Source organism: Acidovorax sp. 100 (assembly GCF_003688355.1).
Lineage (GTDB): Bacteria > Pseudomonadota > Gammaproteobacteria > Burkholderiales > Burkholderiaceae_C > Acidovorax > Acidovorax delafieldii.
Genome location: NZ_REFD01000001.1, coordinates 83,933 through 104,826, shown reverse-complemented (window position 1 = coordinate 104,826; position 20,894 = coordinate 83,933). Strand labels below are relative to the sequence as shown.

Annotated in this window: 19 protein-coding genes; 10 read left to right on the top strand and 9 right to left on the bottom strand. The window is 67.0% G+C overall.

The window, feature by feature from the left end; translation table 11 throughout:
• Positions 1–42 precede the first annotated feature (42 nt).
• The 4 genes from C8C96_RS00470 (at position 43) to C8C96_RS00455 (ending at position 4,297) form a co-directional block, all read left to right on the top strand.
• Positions 43–1,230 (top strand): acetyl-CoA C-acyltransferase, encoded by a 1,188-nt coding sequence (locus C8C96_RS00470; RefSeq protein ID WP_116748048.1) that lies wholly within the window; start codon positions 43–45, stop codon positions 1,228–1,230.
• A 49-nt stretch (positions 1,231–1,279) separates the two neighbouring features.
• Positions 1,280–2,359 (top strand): DUF695 domain-containing protein, encoded by a 1,080-nt coding sequence (locus tag C8C96_RS00465; protein WP_121941095.1) that lies wholly within the window; start codon positions 1,280–1,282, stop codon positions 2,357–2,359.
• Between the two features lie 84 nt (positions 2,360–2,443).
• Complete coding sequence (locus C8C96_RS00460; protein WP_056743746.1) at positions 2,444–3,112, top strand: SDR family oxidoreductase; 669 nt, start codon at positions 2,444–2,446, stop codon at positions 3,110–3,112.
• A gap of 54 nt (positions 3,113–3,166) precedes the next feature.
• Entirely contained in the window at positions 3,167–4,297 is a 1,131-nt protein-coding gene (locus C8C96_RS00455) for an acyl-CoA dehydrogenase family protein (protein WP_121941094.1), read from the top strand.
• A gap of 63 nt (positions 4,298–4,360) precedes the next feature.
• Here the strand turns inward: C8C96_RS00455 and C8C96_RS00450 are convergent, their stop codons facing one another.
• The 3 genes from C8C96_RS00450 to C8C96_RS00440 form a co-directional block, all read right to left on the bottom strand.
• On the bottom strand, positions 4,361–5,548 hold the full coding sequence (locus C8C96_RS00450; RefSeq protein ID WP_121941093.1) for a hypothetical protein: 1,188 nt from the start codon (positions 5,546–5,548) through the stop codon (positions 4,361–4,363).
• Between the two features lie 254 nt (positions 5,549–5,802).
• Positions 5,803–8,358 (bottom strand): ATP-binding protein, encoded by a 2,556-nt coding sequence (locus C8C96_RS00445; protein WP_121941092.1) that lies wholly within the window; start codon positions 8,356–8,358, stop codon positions 5,803–5,805.
• Positions 8,358–9,008: a response regulator transcription factor gene (locus tag C8C96_RS00440; RefSeq protein WP_099729204.1), complete on the bottom strand. Its 651-nt coding sequence runs from the start codon at positions 9,006–9,008 to the stop codon at positions 8,358–8,360. Before C8C96_RS00440 ends, C8C96_RS00445 begins: the two co-directional genes overlap by 1 nt.
• A 180-nt stretch (positions 9,009–9,188) precedes the next feature.
• Between C8C96_RS00440 and C8C96_RS00435 the strand changes: the two genes are divergently transcribed.
• Positions 9,189–10,265: a hypothetical protein gene (locus tag C8C96_RS00435; RefSeq protein ID WP_121941091.1), complete on the top strand. Its 1,077-nt coding sequence runs from the start codon at positions 9,189–9,191 to the stop codon at positions 10,263–10,265.
• A gap of 157 nt (positions 10,266–10,422) precedes the next feature.
• Here C8C96_RS00435 and C8C96_RS00430 read toward each other — a convergent pair whose 3' ends face one another.
• The 3 genes from C8C96_RS00430 to C8C96_RS00420 all read right to left on the bottom strand — a co-directional run bounded on the left by C8C96_RS00430 (position 10,423) and on the right by C8C96_RS00420 (position 12,621).
• Positions 10,423–11,559 (bottom strand): peptidoglycan-binding domain-containing protein, encoded by a 1,137-nt coding sequence (locus C8C96_RS00430; protein WP_233584123.1) that lies wholly within the window; start codon positions 11,557–11,559, stop codon positions 10,423–10,425.
• A 149-nt stretch (positions 11,560–11,708) separates the two neighbouring features.
• A complete protein-coding gene (locus C8C96_RS00425; protein ID WP_056057809.1) occupies positions 11,709–12,077 on the bottom strand; it encodes a DUF2237 family protein in 369 nt (122 codons plus the stop codon).
• A 64-nt stretch (positions 12,078–12,141) separates the two neighbouring features.
• On the bottom strand, positions 12,142–12,621 hold the full coding sequence (locus C8C96_RS00420; RefSeq protein ID WP_056057813.1) for a DUF421 domain-containing protein: 480 nt from the start codon (positions 12,619–12,621) through the stop codon (positions 12,142–12,144).
• Between the two features lie 174 nt (positions 12,622–12,795).
• Here C8C96_RS00420 and C8C96_RS00415 point away from each other — a divergent pair, with 174 nt between their 5' ends.
• The 4 genes from C8C96_RS00415 to C8C96_RS00400 are packed head-to-tail and all read left to right on the top strand — an operon-like array spanning position 12,796 to position 16,108.
• Positions 12,796–13,494 carry a DUF4197 domain-containing protein gene (locus tag C8C96_RS00415; protein ID WP_099729207.1) on the top strand — a complete coding sequence of 233 codons (699 nt, stop codon included), beginning with the start codon at positions 12,796–12,798 and terminating at the stop codon, positions 13,492–13,494.
• An 11-nt stretch (positions 13,495–13,505) separates the two neighbouring features.
• Complete coding sequence (locus C8C96_RS00410) at positions 13,506–13,955, top strand: YchJ family protein (protein WP_121941090.1); 450 nt, start codon at positions 13,506–13,508, stop codon at positions 13,953–13,955.
• A gap of 50 nt (positions 13,956–14,005) precedes the next feature.
• Positions 14,006–14,659 carry an HAD family phosphatase gene (locus tag C8C96_RS00405; RefSeq protein WP_121941089.1) on the top strand — a complete coding sequence of 218 codons (654 nt, stop codon included), beginning with the start codon at positions 14,006–14,008 and terminating at the stop codon, positions 14,657–14,659.
• Positions 14,660–14,683: 24 nt separating this feature from the next.
• Positions 14,684–16,108, top strand: a complete 1,425-nt coding sequence (locus tag C8C96_RS00400) for a patatin-like phospholipase family protein (RefSeq protein WP_233584122.1) — start codon at positions 14,684–14,686, stop codon at positions 16,106–16,108.
• 30 nt (positions 16,109–16,138) lie between these two features.
• Here the strand turns inward: C8C96_RS00400 and C8C96_RS00395 are convergent, their stop codons facing one another.
• From C8C96_RS00395 to C8C96_RS00385, 3 genes are all read right to left on the bottom strand, one after another.
• Positions 16,139–16,813, bottom strand: a complete 675-nt coding sequence (locus tag C8C96_RS00395) for a glutathione S-transferase family protein (protein ID WP_121941087.1) — start codon at positions 16,811–16,813, stop codon at positions 16,139–16,141.
• A 78-nt stretch (positions 16,814–16,891) separates the two neighbouring features.
• Positions 16,892–17,917 carry a DUF4238 domain-containing protein gene (locus C8C96_RS00390; protein ID WP_121941086.1) on the bottom strand — a complete coding sequence of 342 codons (1,026 nt, stop codon included), beginning with the start codon at positions 17,915–17,917 and terminating at the stop codon, positions 16,892–16,894.
• On the bottom strand, positions 17,914–19,053 hold the full coding sequence (locus C8C96_RS00385; protein WP_233584121.1) for an AraC family transcriptional regulator: 1,140 nt from the start codon (positions 19,051–19,053) through the stop codon (positions 17,914–17,916). Before C8C96_RS00385 ends, C8C96_RS00390 begins: the two co-directional genes overlap by 4 nt.
• Before the next feature lie 110 nt (positions 19,054–19,163).
• On the opposite strand from C8C96_RS00385, the gene C8C96_RS00380 reads away from it, so the two are divergent.
• Positions 19,164–20,894: an AMP-binding protein gene (locus C8C96_RS00380; protein ID WP_121941085.1), complete on the top strand. Its 1,731-nt coding sequence runs from the start codon at positions 19,164–19,166 to the stop codon at positions 20,892–20,894.

Here is a 20,894-nt window from a genome sequence, read left to right as displayed (position 1 = left end):
CGCCCCCACTTTTCCTCAGCCCTTACCCAGGAGACCTTCACCATGTCCATCCAAGACCCCATCGTCATCGTTGGCGCTGCACGCACCCCCATGGGCTCGCTGCAGGGCGACTTCTCCAGCCTGGCCGCGCACGACCTGGGTGGCGCCGCCATCAAGGCCGCCATCGAGCGTGCCGGTGTCTCGCCCGACGCCGTGGGCGAAGTGCTGTTTGGCAACTGCCTGATGGCCGGCCAGGGCCAGGCACCCGCGCGCCAGGCCGCGTTCAAAGGCGGCCTGCCCAAGGGCGCGGGCGCCGTCACGCTCAGCAAGATGTGCGGCTCCGGCATGAAGGCCGCGATGATGGCGCACGACATGCTGCTGGCCGGCACGCACGACGTCATGGTGGCGGGTGGCATGGAAAGCATGACCAATGCCCCCTACCTGCTGCAAAAGGGCCGCGGCGGCTACCGCCTGGGCCATGACCGCATCTTCGACCACATGATGCTCGACGGCCTGGAAGACGCTTACGAAGCGGGCCGCAGCATGGGCACCTTTGGCGAAGACTGCGCGGCCAAGTACAGCTTTACGCGCGAGCAGCAGGACGCGTTTGCCACCGCCAGCGTGCAGCGCGCCAAGGCGGCCACCGAGTCCGGTGCGTTCGCGGCCGAGATCGTGCCCGTCACCGTCAAGACCCGTGCGGGCGAGACCGTGGTGTCGGTGGACGAAGGCCCGGGCAAGGTCAAGCTCGAGAAGATCGCCACCTTGAAGCCCGCGTTCAAGAAGGACGGCACCATCACCGCTGCGTCCAGCTCCAGCATCAACGACGGCGCGGCCGCGCTGGTGATGATGCGCGAGTCCACCGCGAAGAAGCTGGGTTGCAAGCCCGTCGCCCGCATCGTGAGCCACGCCACCCATGCGCAGGAGCCCGAGTGGTTTGCCACCGCACCCCTGGGCGCCACACAAAAGGCACTCGCCAAGGCCGGCTGGCAAGTGGGCGACGTGCAGCTGTGGGAGATCAACGAAGCCTTCGCCGTGGTGCCCATGGCGTTGATGAAGGAATTGGACCTGCCCCATGACAAGGTCAACGTGAACGGCGGCGCCTGCGCACTGGGCCACCCCATTGGCGCCAGCGGCGCGCGCATCATGGTCACGCTGATCCATGCCCTCAAGGCGCGCGGCCTGACCAAGGGTCTGGCCACGCTGTGCATCGGCGGTGGCGAGGCCACGGCCGTGGCGCTGGAACTCGTCTGAGGCCGCTGGCTGGAGATGGGATGATCCCCGACTTTGCACAAGGACCGCGATGACCACTCCCTCTCCCGCCATCGGCGCCTTCTGGCGCGCGTTTTCCGATGCCCAGGCATCGCTCCAGGCCCAGCCGCTGCGCGAGCGCGTGGGGGCGGCCAATGCGTTGATCGATCAGCACCTGGAAGGCCTGGCGCTGGAGATGTCCGGCGACGATGCCGATGCCGTGGTGGACCTCATCGTCACGGCCCACGGCAGCATCGAGCGGTTTCCGTTGCTGGCGCAGGTGGTGGCGGCCGCACCCGCGTTGCCGCACTATCGCGTGCGTGCGTTTCGCGAGCGCACCACGCAGCCGGACTTTCCCATCGGCATGGAAGGCTTTGAGCTGGCCACGTCCGAAGTGCTGGTGGCGCTGGAGCAGGACGGCGGGCAGGCGGCGCTGGAGATCCGCTTTGGCCGCGAGATCCCCAGCGACTACCAGGACCATGCGCGCAACATGGCATTCATCATGCTCGACCATGTGCTGGGCGAGTACGACTTTGCCGTGAAGGTGGGCGCGGTGGACTTTGTGGGCGAGCCCGGCGACACCCATACACCTTGGGTGCCGCTGAGCCAGCTGCCCCCGGTGTTCGACCGCTACTGGACCGACACCTTGGGCCACACCGGCCACTTCCCCACGGGCGATGCCGAATGGGACGGGCTGGAACTGCAGTTTGATTGCCCCATCGACGAGGACGGCAACGAACTGCCCCCTGACGACATCGACAGCGAAGACGCGCCCGAGACCGGCGTGGTCATGGTCAACACCAGTGCCAACGCTGTGGCCATGCGGGCCGACCTGGCCTATGCCCTCACCGTGGACTTGGCGGTGCCCGACAGCGACACACTGACCGCCGTGCAAGACCTGCACGAGCAAGCCGCCACGCTGCTCCAGGTGCCGCAGCTGGGCATTCTGGTGTTGACGCTGATGCGCGCGGGCCGCCGGCAGGCGCTGTACTACGTGAGCGACGAACAGCTGGCCAAGCAGACGCTGGCGCCCCTGCTGCTGCGCGACGAGGCGGCATCGCTGGAGCTGAAGGTGGCGTACGACCCCGCGTGGTCGGGCTATTTCGAGTACGCCGGCTACCTGTCTGCCTGAGTGGGTGTCGCTGTTTTGTTTACTCCTGAATTGATAGCTGTTGGCGAATGATTTACTAGCGCTTGCGGCATATTGGGCTTGAAAATGAACTCCATACTCGTGATGGGCGCGTCCCGGGGCATCGGCCTGGAGCTGGTGCGCCAGTACACCGACGCCGGGCGCCGCGTGATCGCCACCGTGCGCGACGACGCCGGCCGCGAGCGCGTGCTGGCGCTTGGCGCCGAGGCGCTCACCGTGGATGTGGCCAACCCCGCCAGCGTGAGCGGCCTGGCCTGGCAGCTCGACGGCGAAAAGCTGGACCTGGCGCTGTATGTGGCCGGTGTCATCCGCCGCCCCAACGCGCTCACCCCACCCACGCAGCAAGACTTTGATGCCGTCATGCACACCAACGTGCTGGGCGCCATGCAGGCCATTCCGCAGGTGGCGCCCCTGGTGGTGGAGGCGGGCGGCGTGTTTGCGTTTCTGTCCTCGTCCATGTCGCAGATCGGCAGCGTGCCGAACAGCGGCTCGTGGCTGTACCGCACCAGCAAGGCCGCGCTGAACATGGCCGTGGCCGCCGCGCAGCACGACTACCCCGGCGCCACGCTGGTCACCATCGACCCCGGCTGGGTGCAGACCGACATGGGCGGCGGCGGTGCGCCGCTGACGGTCGAAGACAGTGTGCGCGGCCTGCGCAGCACGCTGGCCAGCGTGACCGCTGCCGACAAGGGCCGCCTGCTGCACTACGACGGCCGCCGCGCTGCCCACTGGTAGTGCGCAAGCCACTAAGCCCCCGAATTTTTGAACAACGACTCTGGAGACACTCCCATGCTGCTGACCCAAGACCAGGAAATGATCCGCGACGCGGTGCGCGACTTTGCGCAAACCGAGCTGTGGCCGAATGCCGCACGCTGGGACAAGGAACATCACTTCCCCAAGGAGGCCCACCAGGGCCTGGCCGCGCTGGGCGCGTATGGCATCTGCGTGCCCGAAGAGTTTGGCGGCGCCCACCTCGACTACCTCACGCTCGCGCTGGTGCTCGAAGAGATCGCCGCCGGTGATGGCGGCACCAGCACCGCCATCAGCGTGACCAATTGCCCGGTCAACGCCATCCTCATGCGCTACGGCAACGCGCAGCAAAAGCGCGACTGGCTCACGCCGCTGGCGCGTGGCGAAATGCTGGGCGCGTTTTGCCTGACCGAGCCACATGTGGGCTCCGACGCCTCCGCCCTGCGCACCACGGCGGTGAAGCAGGGCGATGAATACGTGATCAACGGGGTCAAGCAGTTCATCACCAGCGGCAAGAACGGTCATGTGGCCATCGTCATCGCCGTCACCGACAAGGGCGCGGGCAAGAAGGGCATGAGCGCGTTCCTCGTGCCCACGAGCAGCCCCGGCTACGTCGTCGCGCGGCTCGAAGACAAGCTGGGACAGCATTCCAGCGACACCGCGCAGATCAACTTCGACAACTGCCGCATCCCTGCCGAGAACCTCATCGGTGCCGAGGGCGAGGGCTACAAGATCGCCCTTGGCGCGCTCGAAGGCGGCCGCATTGGCATCGCAGCCCAAAGCGTGGGCATGGCGCGCAGCGCGTTCGACGCGGCGCTGGCGTATTCCAAAGAGCGCGAAAGCTTCGGCACCGCCATCTTCAACCACCAGGCCGTGGGTTTCCGCCTGGCCGACTGCGCCACGCAGATCGAGGCCGCGCGCCAGCTCATCTGGCACGCCGCCGCGCTGCGCGATGCCGGAAAGCCCTGCCTGAAGGAAGCCGCCATGGCCAAGCTGTTTGCCAGCGAGATGGCCGAACGCGTGTGCAGCGCCGCCATCCAGACGCTGGGCGGCTACGGCGTGGTGAACGACTTCCCGGTGGAGCGCATCTACCGCGACGTGCGCGTGTGCCAGATCTACGAAGGCACGAGCGACGTGCAGAAGATCATCATCCAGCGCGCGCTGGCCTGAGCCTGCGAGCCACGGTGCCGGGCCCTAGGTGCGTGGGCCTTTCGGGCGCAGCTCAAAAAACGCTCAGCCCCTGAGGCGTAACTCGCGCTCCAGCAGCGCTAGACGCTCGGGCTCGGCGTGGTGCCGGGCCACCGGCTGCACGCTGGCAAACACGGTGCGCCCCATTTCGGCGCGCCCGCTCCAGGCCAAGGCCAGCGCGTAGTCGCAGGTGCACACGGCCAGTGAGGGCCAGGCGCCCGGGGCCTTGCGCACCAGCCCCAGAAATTGCTCACACGCCTTGCCCAGGTGGCTGGCGGCCTCGCCCGCCCGGGCCGGGTCGCGCAGCGCAATCATGCCCCGCACCCAGTCGATGAACGCTTGCCCGTGGGGTGGCAGCATGGCGGGCTGCAGCGTGTCCACGAGGCGCTGCGCTTCGTCGGTGTGGCCCGCGCGGGCCTCACCCAGGGCCAGGTCCAACTGCAGAGTGGGCTCTCCCGGCCGCTGCGCCATCAGCTCGCGCAGGCGGGCGGTAAAGCCCGCATGGTCGCCCGTGGCCAGGGGCAAGGTATAGATGCGGGCCAAGAATTCGCCTTCGTCCGCCGGGCGCATGGGGTGGATGCGCAAGCGCAGGATGGCGGCGTCCACCCCTTCGGCGCGCGCCTCGAACCAGGCCATGCGCACGGCGGCGTCCCAGGCGGGCTGCCGCAAGAACGCATGCCGTTCGGCCGCGCGGGCCAGCCGCTGGGCCAGCACCTCGAGGCGGGGCAGGTCGCCCGTGGCGTGCGCGTGCAGCATCTGCTGGTACGTGCGCTGAAACTGGTGCATGTAGGCAAAGACCCCCAGCGGCGCCAGCATGGCCAGTACCAGAATCCCTTGCACCCATGGGCTCCACTGGCGCCACACGGCCAGCGCCACCAGGGCCGCGCACACCAGCAGCCAGGTACGGTTGTTGCGCAGCAGCTGGCGCAGCGTGGTCCACAGGCCGGGGTTCTGCAGCGCTTCGATCTGGTCGCGCGCCAGCTGGCGCAGTGCCTTCACGTCCAGGGTGCCCAGTGCGTCGTCCGCCATCTCGGTCATCGCACGGGCATACAGCCCCGAGGTGTGCAGCTGCACCTGGGTGAGCGGGGGCTGCTGCAGCGCCGCAATGGCCTGCATGGCTTCTTCGGCCGTCTGGGCATGCACGAAGCCCTCGGTGGGGCGGCCTTGCGCATCCTGCGCCTGGTACAGCCAGCGGGGCTGGCCGGGCGGTGGGGTGGTCCCGGTGGTGGTCATGGTGTGGCTCCCTCCTCATATGACTTGCCAGCGTGTCGGTGTCGCCGGTCGTTGGCTGCGGATGGTAGGGGGCTGCGTGATCGCCGCGTGCAGCGGGCAGACGGGCGGTGCACCGCTGGCAGACGACCGGTGCCGTGATACCTGCCTTTGCCTGAGCAGGCCGCAGGCAACAACCGCACGTTCTGCGGCGGCTGGGGCTTCGAAAGACACCGGTAGGTGTACTGCCGCGCTATTGGAAAGGTAGCTGCCTGTGCTTATGGGAAAGGCACCGCGCTCTGGTCCTGCCGCCTGTTGCTGGGGGCCAGCCACTGCGCCAGCACAGCGTGCAGCTCTGCAGGGTTCACGGGCTTGCGCAGCACCAGGTAGCCCTCGTCTTCGGCGTCCCGCAAGGCGGGGGCGTCAAACTCGCCGCTGACCATCGCACCCCGGGCGGCTGGGCAGCGGGCCAGCAGCGTGCGCAGGATGTCGAAGCCGCTCTCGCCCGAGCGCAGTCGCTGGTCGCAGAAGATGGCATCTGGCACCAGGCCTTCGTCGAGCCGGCCATGGGCTTCGGCCCCGGTGGTGGCATAGGCTGCCGTCACGCCCCAGGCTTCGAGCATGGCGCGCCAGGCCTTGAGCACCTGGGGGTCATCGTCCAGCACCAGGCACTGGCCCTGCAGCGGGCGGTCCAGGATGGACTGGCGGTGTGCCGCCGTAGGGGCGGTGGTCGCGCCTGCATCGGGTGCCACATGGGCTGGCAGCCGCAGCCAGAAGCGCGACCCCTGTCCCGCGAGCGAACGTACGCCGTACGCCGCCCCCAACTGCTCGGCGCAGCGCGCCACCACAGCCAAGCCTAGGCCGTGCCCCGCTTCGTCCATCTGGTCGGCCCGCGCTCCCCGATAGTAGGGGCTGAACACCCGGGCCTGATCGGCGGGGGCAATGCCAATGCCCGTGTCCCGCACCTCCACCAGCCAGTCACCGCCGCGTGCGCGTGCGCTCACCAGCACCTTGCCCTGCGGTGTGTAGCGGATGGCGTTCTGCACTAGGTTCGCCAGCGCCTGGCGCAGCAGCACCGGCTCGGCCCACACGGTGGCGCCACGGCGCGGCAGCCGCAGCCGCAGCGTCAGGCCGCCGAGGCTGGCCTGCTCGCGGAAGAGGCGCACAACGTCCGCCAGCAGCGCGCCAAGGTCCACGGCGGCTTTGTGGCCCAGCGGCTGCCCCGACTCCAGGCGCGACAGGTCCAGCAGCGCATTGAACAGCTGGCTCATGGCCTGCATGCTGGTGCGTAGGTCGGCCACCAGCGGGCGCAAGACCGGGTCGGTATTGCGCAGGTTGATCGCCTCCACCATCAAGGACATGGCGTGCACGGGTTGGCGCAGGTCGTGGCTGGCGGTGGCGAGGAACAGGTTTTTTTCGATCAGGGCGCCTTCCGCCTGGCGCCGGGCTTCGGCCAGGGCCTCATTGGCAGTGCGCGTGCGGCGGTACAGCCAGAAGCTGGCGCCCGCTGCAAGCAGTGCCAGTGCCACCGCAGCCGCCAGTCCGATCTGCTGCATGCGGCGCACGCGCAGCTCGGCATCCTGCACCCGGTTGGCCTGCGCCAGCTGCTCGATCTGGCGCTGCCGTTCAGCGCTGTCAAAGCGCTCCTGCAAGGCCGCCACGGCCTGGTCGCGCTCGGTATGGAACAGCTCCTTGGCCAGCGCCTGCTGCTTGCGGGTGGTGGCCATGGCCTCGCGGTACAGGCCGGCTTGCTCGTACATGCGCGACAGCTCGCCCAGCAACTGCTCTTCCATGGGCAGAGAGCCCGCTTCGTGCACAAACCGGATGCCTGCCTCCACCTCATGCACGCCGGCCGCAATGCGGCCCTGGCCCATGAGTGCAAAGCCCAGATTGGCCTGCGCCATTGCGGCCCCGTTCAGCTCGTGTGCATTGCGGTACGCGGCCAGGGCCTCGCGCATCACGGGCTCGGCCGCGGCATACGCCTTGCGCTGCAGCAGGACGTCGCCCAGGTTGTTCAGCGCCGTGGCCTGGAGCCCGGTGAGCCCTCCAGCGCGGGCGATCTGCAAGGACTGCCGGTAGGCGGCCACGGCGGTGTCGAGGTTGCCCTGCACGTTTTCCACATTCCCACGGTGCAGGTGCAGCCAGCCCTGCGCCTGCCGGGCGTCCAGCTTTTCGGCCAGGGGCAACGCCTCGCGGATGGTTTGCAGCGCCCGCTCCGGGTTCTTCATGTCGAAGTGCAGCAGCTCCAGGTGGGTGCGCGACCGCAGCTCAGACGTGGCCGCCTGGCGTGGCAGCGTGCGCGAGAGTTCCAGGCTGCGCAGCAGGTGGGTCATCGCCGTTTCGAACTGGCCGTTGCCGCTGTGCAGGGCGCCCAGCGTCAGGTGATAGAGCCAGCGCACCCAGGGGTCGGGTGCGCGCTCGGCGGCGGCCGCTTCGCGCGCCAGTGCGTCCAGTCCGGCGCGTGTTTTTCCCGCCACGGCCAGTTGCCGGGCCTCGAAGCAGACAGCCAGCACCTGCGACGACGGATCTTTCTGCCCAGCGGCGAGCGCCTTCAGCTGCGCAATGCCCTCGGTCACCACCGTCGCCTGCCCCGTCTCAAAGGCCGCGTCTGTCAGCGCCGCCAAGTAAGTGCGCCGGGTCGCGACATCGGCCGCGTTGGCAAAGCGCGCAGCGGCGGCTTGCAGCGCATGCACGGCCTCGGCGCTGTTGCGTTGCGACAGGTTTTGCAGCCGGTCCAGCTCGGCCAGGTCCGGGTTCAGTGCCTGCGCCCTTGCGGGCAATGCCGTCTGCAGGCACAAGGCCGCGACCAGCACCACAGCCCGGACGAGGCGCATCAGGGCAGCTCCAGCCGCCGCCCGCGCAGCAGGGTGATGGCCTCGACCCGTGTGCGCACCCGCAGCCGCTCCAGGATGCCCGTCACGTGCTCCTTCACGGTGCTCTCTGCAATATCCAGCTGCGATGCAATGCGTTTGTTGGGCAGTCCCTGCAGCACCAGCGCAAGGATCTGGCCCTGCCGGACAGACAGCCCCAGCTCGGCCGGTGTCACCGGCAGGTCGCGGCTGCGCAGCGGCTGGCTGCCCGGATGGCCCGGTTCAAACCAGACCAGCCCGCTCAGCAAGGCTTCCACCGCCAGCCCGAAGGTTTCAGGCGCTGCTTGTTTGTGGATGAAGCCCTGCGCGCCTGCCTGCCGGGCCTGGTCCATCACGGCGGGGTCATCGTCGCCACTGATCACCGCGATGGGCATTCCGGGGCAGTGGTTGCGCACCTGGGCGATCAGGCCCACGGCGGCGCCTTCTGCCAGCCAGAAGTCGATGAGCGCGATGGCCGGCGTGCCCCGCGTGTCCACCCAGCGCAGAAGGTCGTTTGCCCCAGCGGCCACCACCACGTCCATCTGCGGCAGTCGGGCGCGCAGGAATTCGGCCATGCCGTGTGCCACCAGCGGATGGTCGTCGAGGATGAGCGCGTAAGGAGAGGAAGGGGACATGCGGGGAGGGCGGGGAGGCAGCCCGGCGGGCGGCCCATACCGAAAGGTATGCCTGCGGGCAAATTCTGCCAAGTGTTCAGCAGGATGGACGGCGCGCAAACCCTACCAGCGTAGGGTTTCGCATGGGAGGGGGGGGCGCACAGAATCCGCGCTCCATTCACCATCACGAGGTTTCTGTTCATGACACGACAAGCCAGCGCAACGGGTGCCGGGCGCACCTGGCACCCCGCACGACCTATCTTCCGCTGGGCCGCCCTGGGCCTGGCTGCCGCCTTGCTGGTGGGCTGTGGTGGCGGTGATGACGACAACGGCACGCCTCCGCCCAGCGCTGGCGCATTCAGTATCGGCGGCGCGGTCAGCGGCCTGGGGGCTGGCAAAACGGTGACGCTGCAGAACGCCGGCAAGGACGACCTGACCGTGAATGCCAATGGCAACTTCGTGTTCGTCACGCGTCTGGACAGCGGCATTGCCTATGCCGTCACCGTGAAGACCCAGCCCAGCGGGCAGCGCTGCACGGTGACGGAAGGCACCGGCACAGCCACTGCCAATGTGAGCAACGTGCAGGTGCGCTGCGAAAACCTGGCGGCTGCCACCTACACGGTGGGCGGCTCGGTCAGCGGCCTGACGGGTGGCGCCGTGGTGCTGCAGAACAACGGGCGCGACGATCTGTCGGTCTCCAGCAACGGCGGCTTCACGTTCGGCACGGCACTGGCGGGTGGCACGGCCTACGCCATCACGGTGCGCACGCAGCCTTCGGGCCAGAGCTGCATGGTGCGCAACGGAACGGGCACGGTAGGGTCGGCCAATGTGAGTTCGGTGGACGTGAGCTGCGCGACGGCAGCGCTGGGGCTGCCGGAGGGCGACTGGAAGCAGGAGCTGTGCGTGGTGGTGCGGCCAGGAACCTGGGGACGCTCGCTGTGGCGCATCACCCGCCAGAGCGACACCCGCGTGACGGGGCAGATTGGCGTGGTGACCTATGCCGACGCCAACTGTTCCGGCACGGGCACCGTTGCAGGTCCGCTGACCGATGTGGGCAATGTGGCGTTCGACCGCAACGGCAGCACGGCCACGCTGACCGCTTTCTGGGGGCTGTGGACCCAGCCGTCGGGCCTGACATCACGCGCTGTCTGGGCACGCAAGGGGCCCCGCCTGTGCATCTTTGGCGATCAGATACCCACCGCGTTCCCGACAGCGGCCAGCGTGGAGAGCTACGTGGACACCGTCTTGCCCGCCAAGACCTGCTACACGCAAAACTGAGTGCTGGGGGCTGTACGGCCCCTCAACCAACCCAAAGCCCCCGCAGCGAAGTTGCTGCGGGGGCTTTTCTTTGATCGGATGTGATCCGCTTTGTGTTGGAGCGCGCCCATTGCTGCAGGGCCACCCGCCCCGGTGTCCCCGGGGCATCCCTCAGGCTTTAGCGGGCGAGTTCCGCCGCCGTGGCCGCATCCAGCCGCCCGGATGTGGGCAGCCCTTTGTCCTTCTGAAAGGCGCGCAGCGCCGCCGTAGTCTTGCCGCCCATGGCGCCATCGGGCGTGCCCGCGTTGTAGCCCAGCTCATTCAGGCGGGCCTGCGCATCGCGCAGCGAAAGTCCTGTGGTGGCTCCATTGTTTTGCGCGGCAGCACGCGCGGCCGATGTCTGAGAGGGCGGTGCGGCGCCGTCCACACTCAGTCGCCCGCCACCCCCCAGGCCCTGGCCCTTCACCGTCTGGGCGCGGTAGTTGCGCAGCGACTGCACCATCTGGTTGAACGCATCCATGAAAGCGGCCGCAATCACCTTGCCTTCGGCCGTGTTGGAGTAGCCGCCCATGCGCGCGCCGCCCGATCCGCCCAGCAGTTGCCCCATGGCGCCAAAGTCGGTCTTGGCGGCACTGCCTTCTGACGCCGCCACCTGCACACCGGATCGGTTGTCGATGAGCGTGAGCAGCGCGCTGGCCTCCTTGGTGTTCATATTGCCGCCGATGGCTGCCAGCAGGCCCCCGGCACGGCCACCGACCAAGCCGCCCAGCGATGCGGAGGCACCGCCAGCGTTGTTGTTCTGGAACACGATTTCGGGCGACAGGCCATAGTCCGAAGCCACCATCTGCCCCTGGCCAAACTGGCTGCCCTGCCGCATTTCGCCCGACTGCATCAGCGCGCGCTCGCGCGTCATTGCGTTCATGCCGGCGGCGCCGCGCTCCACCACCACAAAGCAGTTGGACTGCTGCACCAGCAGACGCAGCAGGTTGGCCGTGGGCGGCAGGCGGTATTGGTCACGCAGGATGGTGTACCAGCCAGCCTGCTGGTTCTCGATCAGCGAGACGGTGCCCAGCGGGCTTTCGCAACGCTCCAGCGAGTCGCTGGCGCCGGTAGAGGCTCCGCCCGCAGCGCTGCCGGTGGCCACGGTCTTGGCATCGGCGCTGCCCATGCGCATGCTGGTGGTCTCGCAGCCGCTCAGCAGCACGGCAGCGGCCACGGCCGCGCTGACTGCGCACAGTCGCAGCGGGGTGGAAGATGTGGGCGGGGATGCAGCGGCACGCGCGCGCCGTTGCTGGGCAGGAAGGGTGATGGTCATGGTGACGGATGTGGCCGCATGTGCAGCGAAAGGGAGGAACACAAAGTCCTGATCTTTCGCCGTGCAGCCAATCACCGGCAACCCGACAGAGGTAGGGGGCAAGGGGCGGAACACCCGGCCCGGGCTGCGCCCCGCGCTTGTCAGAACGGTCAGCTGCTGGACAGCGCCGCGCTCTGCAACTGCGCCAGCGTCACAAACTCCAGCGCGCGGGCATGGGTGCATTCCAGGATCACCGGCGGTGCCACACCCGCCTCGTAGGCTTCCTTCCAGCGCAGGGCGCACAGGCACCAGCGGTTGTTGGCCTTGAGTCCTGCAAACCGGTATTCGGGCCGGGGGGTGATGAGGTCATTGCCCCGCGACAGCGAGAAGTCCAGAAACGCCTGTGTCATGCGTGCGCAGATCACGTGGGTGCCGTGGTCGTGCTCGTCGGTGTTGCAGCAGCCATCGCGGTAGTAGCCGGTCAGTGGGTCGTAGGAGCAGGGCATCAGCATGGTGCCCAGAACGTTCAGTGCAGTCATATCGGGTCGCGTGTGTTGTGAGGGCCTATGGGGGCGCAGATTGTTGGAGTGGGCGCGGGGCGGCTTAGCCCTCTTCGCCACGGCGGCGCAGCACCACGGTGATCTGCCCGTTGGTCTCGATGGTGGCGCGTTCCACTTCGTGCGCGTGCAGGCAGCCACCGGCGCGCAGTGCGGCCTCCACGTCGTCGCGGGTCAGCAGCTCCTTGCGCATCAGCGCCTGGTTCAGCTCGCCCTGGTGGATCAGCACCTGGGCTTTGCCGTCCACCCAGCGCCCGATGCGCGGGAAGTGGAACGCCAGCCGCGCCAGCGCCACATGCAGCAGCATCAGCGTGCTGGCAGAGATCAGCCCGCCCACGAGCGAGTTGTCGCCCGCGTTCATCGAGTTCTGCACCGCGTTCGACAGGATCAGCAGCAGGATCAGGTCAAACGGCTCGTACTGCCCTGTCTGCCGCTTGCCCGACAGGCGCATGAACACCAGCAAGAACAGATACACCACCACGCCGCGCAGCACAAACTCCCACCACGGCACACTCATTTGCCACATTGCAAGGTTCCTTGTTGGATGCTTGGGTGGGGCCAGTCTACGGCCTGCGGCTTGCCCCTCATTCGCTGAGCGAAAATCCCGGGCAATCCCCCGCACGGCTCCGGCACAGTGCGCCCTCATTGCAGTGGCGGCCGAGTGGGCCTCCTCTGCTGCCCCCATCGAAAGTACCGCCCCATGCAACGCCGCCAATTCCACCAAACCAGCCTCATGGGGGCGCTGCTGTGCGCCACTGCGCAGCACGCCTGGGCGCTGTCGCTGGGCGACCTCACCAATGCCGACGCCTCCAGCGGCCTCAAGGCCGCGCTGACCCAGGGGGCGCAGGCGGCGGTGTCGCTGCTCGGCCGCAACGACGGGTTTCTGGGCAACCCCAAGGTGCGCATCGGCCTGCCGGGCTACCTGGACGATGCGGCCAAGGTGATGAAGTCGCTGGGCCAGGGCAAGCGCATCGATGAGCTGGTGGTGTCCATCAACCGCGCTGCCGAAGCGGCCGTGCCCATGGGCAAGGACCTGCTGGTGGGCGCGGTGCAGAACATGACGGTGACCGATGCCAAGAACATCCTCACCGGCGGCGACAACTCGGTGACCGCCTTTTTTGCCGACAAGACGCGCACGCCACTGGGCCAGCGCTTTCTGCCGGTGGTGAACCAGGCCACCGAGAAAGTCGGCCTCACGCAGAAATACAACGCCTTCGCTGGCAAGGCCGCGAGTTTTGGCCTGCTGAAGGCCGAAGACGCCAACCTGGCGCAATACGTCACCGGCAAGACGCTGGACGGCCTGTACCTCATGATTGGCGAAGAAGAGCGCAAGATCCGTCAGGACCCGGCCGCCGCCGGCAGCGCCATTGCCCGCAAGGTGTTCGGCGCCTTGCGCTGAGGGGCGTCACGATGTCTTTGCCACGGCCTACCGACCCTTGCCCCTGCGGGCGCCTGGCGCCTGCGGGCCCGGGTAGCAGCAAGGTCAAAAGCGCAGCCCCCTTGCCATTCGCCAGCTGTTGCGGCCGTTACCTGGCCGCCCCCGGGCTGGATGCCATGGCCGCCCCCGATGCCGAAAGCCTCATGCGGTCGCGCTATACCGCCTTTGCGTGCGAGCGGGCCGACTACCTGCAGGCCACCTGGCACGCCAGCACGCGCCCGGCCACGCTCGACTTTGATGCGGGGGCCAAATGGCTCGGGCTGGACGTGCGCCGATACGTCGCCACCGACGCCGACCACGCCGTGGTCGAGTTTGTGGCCCGCTACCGTGTCGCTGGGCGCGCCGTGCGCCTGCACGAGACCAGCCGTTTTGTGCGCGAGGAGGGGCGCTGGTTCTATGTCGATGGAGACCTCCATGGCTGAAATTCAAGCCAAAACCACCTCGAGCGCTAGTGCAATATGTCTTGATAGCTATGAAATTTGAAGCAATCCTGTTTGACTGTGACGGCGTGCTGGTGGACAGCGAGCCCATCACCAACGGCGTGCTGCGCGACATGCTGGCCGAGGCCGGGTGGGTGATGACGCCGGAAGAGTGCATGCGCCTCTTCATCGGCAAGATGGTGCGCAGCGAGGCCGCGCGCATTGAGCACCACACGGGCCGTCCGCTGACCGACGAATGGATGTCGGCCTTCTACGCGCGCCGCAATGCTGCGCTGGAGGCGCAGCTCACCGCCATCGAGCACATCCACGGCGCTGTCGAGCGTGTGCACGCCCACCACGGCGGGCGCATTGCCTGTGCCTCGGGGGCCGACCGTTTCAAGGTCGAGATGCAGCTGGCCAAGGTGGGCCTGGCGCCTTACTTTGAAGGCCGCATCTTCAGCGGCCACGAGATGCCCGCCACCAAGCCAGCGCCCGATGTGTACCTTGCCGCCGCTGCAGCGCTGCAGGCAGCGCCCACGCGCTGTGCGGTGGTCGAAGACACGGTGACCGGCGTCACCGCCGGTGCGGCTGCCGGGGCCACCGTGTTTGCCTACGCCCCGCTGGACGATGGGGCCGCGCTGCGGGCTGCAGGGGCGCAGCACGTGTTTCGCAGCATGGCCGAGCTGCCCGGCTTGCTCGGCTGCTGACACGGGTGCACAGAAAAAAGGGACATGGCGATGAACACCTTTGCGCGGACCATGAAGCACACGGTACTGGCCGCCGCCCTGGCGCTGCTGGCGGGCTGTTCGTCGGTCAAACCCTGGATCAACGAACCGCTGCCTGCGGGCGATCAGAACATCCCAGTGCGCAAGTCCGAGCGCGACCCGACCATTCTCGTGGCCGTCACGCTGTCAGGCGGCGGGGCGCGGGCCGCCGCGTTTGGCTATGGCGTGCTGACCGAGCTGCAGCAGACGCGGTTTGTGTGGAACGGCCACCCCACCACCTTGCTGGACGCCACTGACGTTGTCAGCGGTGTGTCGGGCGGCAGCATTGTGGCGGCCTACTTTGCGGCGCATGGCATCGAGGGGCTGCCACGCTTTGAACAGGACTTTCTGCGCCAGAACTTCCAGAACAGCCTCATCACCCAGGCGCTGCGCCCGGGCAATCTGATCGACCTGACCTCCCCCTGGCTGGGCCGCACGCACCTGCTGGCACGGCGGCTGGACGAGCTGTATGGCGGCCTGACCTTTGGCGACGTGGAGCGGCGCCCGCGCCACCCGCAGTTGTTCATCACCGCCACCGACATGTCGCTGGGCACCGGCTTTGAGTTCACCTGGGAGCAGTTTTCGCTGATCTGCTCCGACCTGCGCAAGGTGCCGCTGTCGTTCGCCGTGGCGGCCTCGTCAGCGGTGCCGCTGCTGCTGAGCCCGATGACGCTCAAGAACTACGCCGACCAGTGCCCCGATCGTCCCTCCCCATCGGTCGCCGCGGCGGCGGCGGGCGACTACCGCGTGCGGCTCAACCGTGCCCATGAACTGAGCTATGTGGATGCGCAGCGCAAGCCCTACATCCATCTGGTCGATGGCGGCCTGGCCGACAACCTGGGGGTGCAGCGCCTGCTGGACCGCGCCCTGGCCAATGGCGGCCTGCGCCAGACCTTCAGCGAGGTCGGCATACCGCCTGCCACCATCCGCAAGCTGGTGCTGATCACGGTAAACGCCGAGCGCGATCCCTCGGTCAACATCGACATGAGCGACAAGGTGCCCAACATGGCGCAGGTGGTGGACGCCCTGCTGTTCGGCACCGGCGCCCGCGCCACGCGCGAGACGCAAGAGTTCTTGCGCGACATCACACGCCAATGGCAGCGCTCGCTGGCGTCAGGCCCCACCGGCGCCAACGACGTGTTCGCGCCCGACGCAGAGATCCACGTCATCCCCGTCAACCTGCGCGACGCCCCCGACGACATCGCACGCCGCCGCTTGCTGCAGGTGCCCACGGCGTTCTCGATCACGTCGGAAGAAGTCACCGACCTCATCGAGGCGGGCGGTAGCGTGCTGCGCCACTCGCCCGAGTTCCGGGCGCTGGTGCAATCGCTGCTCAGCCCCGATCCCCATGCGCCACATGCACCGCCAGCGGGGCTGCAGGCCAAGGACTGAGGGCGCGCGCTCAGGGGCTCTGGAGAGCGCTCAGGGCCGCGTATCCGGCGCTGGGGTTGTGGGCACGCCCTGCTCCTCGGCAGCCCGCACCTGCGCCGCCATGGCACGCTGGTAGCCGGGCCGCTGCTGCAGCCGCTGCCAATAGGCCTGCGTGGCCGGGCCGAACTGCACATCCAGCCCCAGGTGCTGCGCCAGCAGCAGCGCGTACCCCACCGCCACATCCGCCGCCGTGAAGCGGCCCGCGCACAGATGGTCGCTGCGGCTGTGGGTCAGGGCCGTCTCTACGGCGCGCAGCCGGGCCAGGAACCAGCGGCTGTAGTCCTCCACCACTTGCGGCTGCTGCCGCTCCGCAGGCTCAAAGCGGCCATAGCGCAGCACCAGCGTCTGCGGAAAGGTCAGCGTGGCATCGCTCATGTGCAGCCAGTTCAGGTAGGCGCCATACGCCGGGTGCGTGGGCGCCACGTCCAGCCCCGCATCCGGGTGTGTGGCCGCGAGGTACTGGCACATCGCGGCGGATTCGGTCATGCGGACATCGCCCTGCACCAGCAGCGGCACCGTGCCCAGCGGGTTCTCGTCCAGAAACCACCGCGCCTTGGCGCGCGGCGGGAAGGGCAGCATGTGGAGCTGGTAGGGCAGTTGCAGCTCTTCGAGCATCCACAGGGGGCGGAAGGAGCGGGCGCTGACGCAGTGGTGGAGATGGAGCATGGGGGCACCGGAGGGACGTCGTTGTCTAGTTTCAGCGTGATCAATAGGCAAGCAACTTCTTGTTCTAGCTGGCGTCGATCAATCTGCCTGACTAGCTTCCGAGATGTCTGCGATTCCGTGACTGGCTTTGAATTGTGCTATCTCTTCCGCACTTGGGGGAGTTGTGAATCTGTTGATTATTTGGTCATCGAATCTAAGGCGAAATAGTGGGTCGTGGTAGAGCACTGTGCGGCATGAAGAAATAGCCAGCCCGTAAGAGTGCTGAATCATTTGGTTGTTCATCACCCCTATGAACGGCTGATTTGCTGGGTTGACTGTCGCCTCATTCCCAGTCCAACGACCTATCAGGAGCGCGCGACTTGTCAGTGGAAAATAGATTTCAGTGTTTTTGAGGCCAAAGCCTGGGCTGTGTCGCAGGAGCAATGGCACGTTTTCGGGATTGATGTAAGCGATAACGACAGGTCGATTCGTAGTGATGAATTCGCCATAGTCTCCGGACACGATGTACAAGGTCCACTTCCGCTGGCCAAGCAATTGCAACACTGTGTGATGCAGACCGATCTCAGTTTGAATATGGCGTTCGCGTGCGACCTCGATTTTGTATTCGCCTCGCATGTGGAAGTTTTTTGCTTCCTCGTACGTCACTAGAGATGACTTGCCAGATTTTTCTTTCATCTCCTCCATTTGAGACTCCCAGTGCTCTTTCTTCGCGAGCACCAAGTCCATCATGCGCTGCGCCACGCGCGCTTGAAATTCCCGCATATTTTCCCGTTGCTCGGGCGAGCGCACTGCAAGCAGTGCCATCAGGTTGAGTATGTAGTCCTTGTTTTCGCCGTCAAATATCCCTGAAGACACCACTTCGCGTATTGCCGTCACTGACCTCGATTCGAGTTTTCCAAATTCGGTCTCGAGCCAGTCAGGCGCGCGATCGTTGAATTCGAATCGCATGAAATCGCGCTGAGCGCAGACGTTGCGTGTGTTGGTTTCGTAAGTTTTTTTGTCATTGAAATCGTGGACTATCACCATGTGGTGCTTGCCGCGCTTCCAGCCGAAGCCGCGTAAGTAGCCTTGGGGTATGTAGTGATGATTGCGAGAATCAGTCATCTAGGAATTGTCTCCTGGTCCCTCCGAAATTCCGCTGGCGACTTCCCTGTCCACCCCCGGAACGCCCGGATAAAACTCTTCTCGTTCTCAAACCCCGCCGCCTCCGCCACCTGCTTGATCGGCCGCTGCGTGCGGTGCAGCAGCTCCACCGCGCGGCTACGGCGCACCTCGTCTTTCAGGCCCTGCAGCGTGGCGCCTTCTTCCTTCAATTGCCGGTGCAGTGTGCGTGGCGATACATGCAGCAGCGCGGCGAGTGATTCAGCGCTGTGCTGGGGTAGCGCATGGGCGGGCTGGCCGGGCAGGGGGGCGCCCAGCAGCTGGCGCACGCGCTGCACCAGCAGGCGGTCGCGGCGGTAGTGCAGCACCGTCAGGGGCAGGGCGTGCTGCAGCATCTGGCGCAGGGCCTGTTCGTCGCGGCGCAGGGGCAGGTGCAGGTAGCGGGCGTCGAAGTGGATGGCGGTGCGTGGCGCGTGGAAGGTGACGGGGCCGCGGAACAGCACGGCATACGCATCGGCGTGCGGGGGCGCATCAAAGGCAAATTCTGCGGCAATGAGCGGAATGCGCGAGTCCACCATCCAGCAGGCCAGGCCGTGCGCGTTGCGCAATACGGAGACCAGGCAGAACTCGCGCAGCGCGCCCAGGTCGCGGGCCTCGGTGATGGCCAGGGTGGCGGTGTCGCCCTGGGTGGTGAGGTGCAGCGCAATGTCGTCTGCCAGCAGGCCGTGGTGGCGGCACCAGCGGGCCAGGGCCACCTGCAGCGTAGGCGAGCTGATGCTGGCGCGCGCCAGCATGCCGTAGCTACCCCAGGGCAGGCGGCGGCTGAACCAGCCCAGGGCTTCGTCGTCCAGCTCCTGCATGGCGGCGTCGGAGATCTGCTCCATCTGCCAGGCGGTGATGCGGGCGCTGTCGTCCTGCAGCAGTTGCGGCGCAATCTGTGCCTGGGCCAGGGCGTGGTCGGGGCTCTTGCCGCGCGCTTCGTAGGCCAGGACAATGGACCGCACGAACGCTACAGGCGTGGCCGCAGGTGCGATGGGCGTGGAGGAGGGGGCTGTAGCGGGTGCGGGCAGGCGGGGAGCGGGTGGGGCGAGCAGTTTCACGCCACAGAGTGTGCCAGCCGTGGCACGATTTGCAACCATTGTGGCAACCCGGCCGGTGCGTGGGCTTCTATGCTTGCCCAAGCTTGCTAATTGCCCGCCCGCCGTGCGCGTACTGCCTGCGCTGGCCGGATGACCGAGGAGACAAACCCGTGACGACTGCAGCCACAACACAATCCGCACCGCTGGTGGAGAGCTACGCCCGTGGCGCCACCGATGTTCCCCTGATCGAGCAGACCATCGGCGCCTTCTTTGCCGACATGGTGGCCCGCCAGCCCGAGCGCGAGGCGCTGGTTAGCGTGCACCAGGGCCGCCGCTACACCTACGCTCAGTTGCAGGCTGAAGCCCACTGCTTGGCCAGCGCGCTGCTGGGCATGGGGCTCACCCCCGGAGACCGCGTGGGCATCTGGTCGCACAACAATGCCGAATGGGTGCTGATGCAGCTGGCCACCGCCCAGGTGGGCCTGGTGCTGGTCAACATCAACCCGGCCTACCGCACGTCTGAGGTGGAATACGCGCTCAACAAGGTGGGCTGCAAGCTGCTGGTGACCATGGCCCGATTCAAGACCAGCGACTACCTGGGCATGCTGCGCGAGCTGGCGCCCGAGTGGCACCACCAGCAGCCAGGCCAGCTGGGCTCCGTGAAGCTGCCCCACCTGAACACGGTGGTGTGGATCGATGAGGCGGGGCAGGGCGCCGACGAGCCCGGGCTGCTGCGTTTTACCGACCTGCTGGCGCGCGGCAATGCGGCCGACCCGCGCCTGGCGCAGATCGCAGCCACGTTGAGTGCCACCGACCCCATCAACATCCAGTTCACCAGCGGCACCACGGGCTTCCCCAAGGGGGCCACGCTCACGCACCGCAACATCCTGAACAACGGCTTCTTCATCGGCGAATGCATGAAGCTCACGCCCGAAGACCGGCTGTGTATCCCCGTGCCGCTGTACCACTGCTTTGGCATGGTCCTGGGCAACCTGGCCTGCCTCACGCATGGCTCTGCCATCGTGTACCCCAATGACGGATTCGACCCGATCACCGTGCTGCAGACGGTGCAGGACGAGCGCTGCACCGGCCTGCACGGCGTGCCCACCATGTTCATTGCCGAGCTGGATCACCCGCGTTTTGCCGAGTTCGACCTGAGCACGCTGCGCACCGGCATCATGGCGGGCTCGCCCTGTCCCACCGAGGTGATGAAGCGTGTGGTGGAGCAGATGAACCTGCGCGAAATCACCATTGCCTACGGCATGACCGAGACCAGCCCTGTGAGCTGCCAAAGCAGCACCGACACGCCGCTGGATAAGCGCGTATCGACCGTGGGCCAGGTGCAGCCGCACCTGGAGGTGAAGATCGTGGACCCTGACACGGGCGCCATCGTTCCCATCGGCCAGCGCGGCGAGTTCTGCACCAAAGGCTATTCCGTCATGCACGGCTACTGGGGCGATGAGGCCAAGACCCGCGAGGCCATCGACGACGGCGGCTGGATGCACACCGGCGACCTGGCCACCATGGATGCCGAGGGCTATGTGAACATCGTCGGCCGCATCAAGGACATGGTGATCCGGGGCGGCGAAAACATTTACCCGCGCGAGATCGAAGAATTTTTGTACCGCCACCCGCAGGTGCAGGACGTGCAGGTGGTGGGTGTGCCCGACCAGAAGTACGGCGAAGAACTCTGTGTCTGGATCATCGCCAAGCCCGGCACGCAGCCCACCGAGGACGACATCCGCGCCTTCTGCAAGGGCCAGATTGCGCACTACAAGGTGCCGCGCTACATCCGCTTTGTCACCAGCTTTCCGATGACGGTGACGGGCAAGATCCAGAAGTTCAAGATCCGCGACGAGATGAAGGACCAGCTGGGCCTGGAAGAACAGAAAACCGCTTGA

Bases quoted from the DNA above. Each gene is read 5' to 3' on its own strand.
- C8C96_RS00415 (WP_099729207.1), top strand. From the start codon at position 12,796: ATGCAACGCCGCCAATTCCACCAAACCAGCCTCATGGGGGCGCTGCTG.
- C8C96_RS00445 (WP_121941092.1), bottom strand. From the start codon at position 8,358: ATGCGCCTCGTCCGGGCTGTGGTGCTGGTCGCGGCCTTGTGCCTGCAG.
- C8C96_RS00465 (WP_121941095.1), top strand. From the start codon at position 1,280: ATGACCACTCCCTCTCCCGCCATCGGCGCCTTCTGGCGCGCGTTTTCC.
- C8C96_RS00470 (WP_116748048.1), top strand. From the start codon at position 43: ATGTCCATCCAAGACCCCATCGTCATCGTTGGCGCTGCACGCACCCCC.
- C8C96_RS00385 (WP_233584121.1), bottom strand. From the start codon at position 19,053: ATGGTTGCAAATCGTGCCACGGCTGGCACACTCTGTGGCGTGAAACTG.
- C8C96_RS00395 (WP_121941087.1), bottom strand. From the start codon at position 16,813: ATGCTCCATCTCCACCACTGCGTCAGCGCCCGCTCCTTCCGCCCCCTG.
- C8C96_RS00400 (WP_233584122.1), top strand. From the start codon at position 14,684: ATGGCGATGAACACCTTTGCGCGGACCATGAAGCACACGGTACTGGCC.
- C8C96_RS00435 (WP_121941091.1), top strand. From the start codon at position 9,189: ATGACACGACAAGCCAGCGCAACGGGTGCCGGGCGCACCTGGCACCCC.
- C8C96_RS00440 (WP_099729204.1), bottom strand. From the start codon at position 9,008: ATGTCCCCTTCCTCTCCTTACGCGCTCATCCTCGACGACCATCCGCTG.
- C8C96_RS00455 (WP_121941094.1), top strand. From the start codon at position 3,167: ATGCTGCTGACCCAAGACCAGGAAATGATCCGCGACGCGGTGCGCGAC.
- C8C96_RS00390 (WP_121941086.1), bottom strand. From the start codon at position 17,917: ATGACTGATTCTCGCAATCATCACTACATACCCCAAGGCTACTTACGC.
- C8C96_RS00425 (WP_056057809.1), bottom strand. From the start codon at position 12,077: ATGACTGCACTGAACGTTCTGGGCACCATGCTGATGCCCTGCTCCTAC.
- C8C96_RS00405 (WP_121941089.1), top strand. From the start codon at position 14,006: ATGAAATTTGAAGCAATCCTGTTTGACTGTGACGGCGTGCTGGTGGAC.
- C8C96_RS00450 (WP_121941093.1), bottom strand. From the start codon at position 5,548: ATGACCACCACCGGGACCACCCCACCGCCCGGCCAGCCCCGCTGGCTG.
- C8C96_RS00410 (WP_121941090.1), top strand. From the start codon at position 13,506: ATGTCTTTGCCACGGCCTACCGACCCTTGCCCCTGCGGGCGCCTGGCG.
- C8C96_RS00430 (WP_233584123.1), bottom strand. From the start codon at position 11,559: ATGACCATCACCCTTCCTGCCCAGCAACGGCGCGCGCGTGCCGCTGCA.
- C8C96_RS00420 (WP_056057813.1), bottom strand. From the start codon at position 12,621: ATGTGGCAAATGAGTGTGCCGTGGTGGGAGTTTGTGCTGCGCGGCGTG.
- C8C96_RS00460 (WP_056743746.1), top strand. From the start codon at position 2,444: ATGAACTCCATACTCGTGATGGGCGCGTCCCGGGGCATCGGCCTGGAG.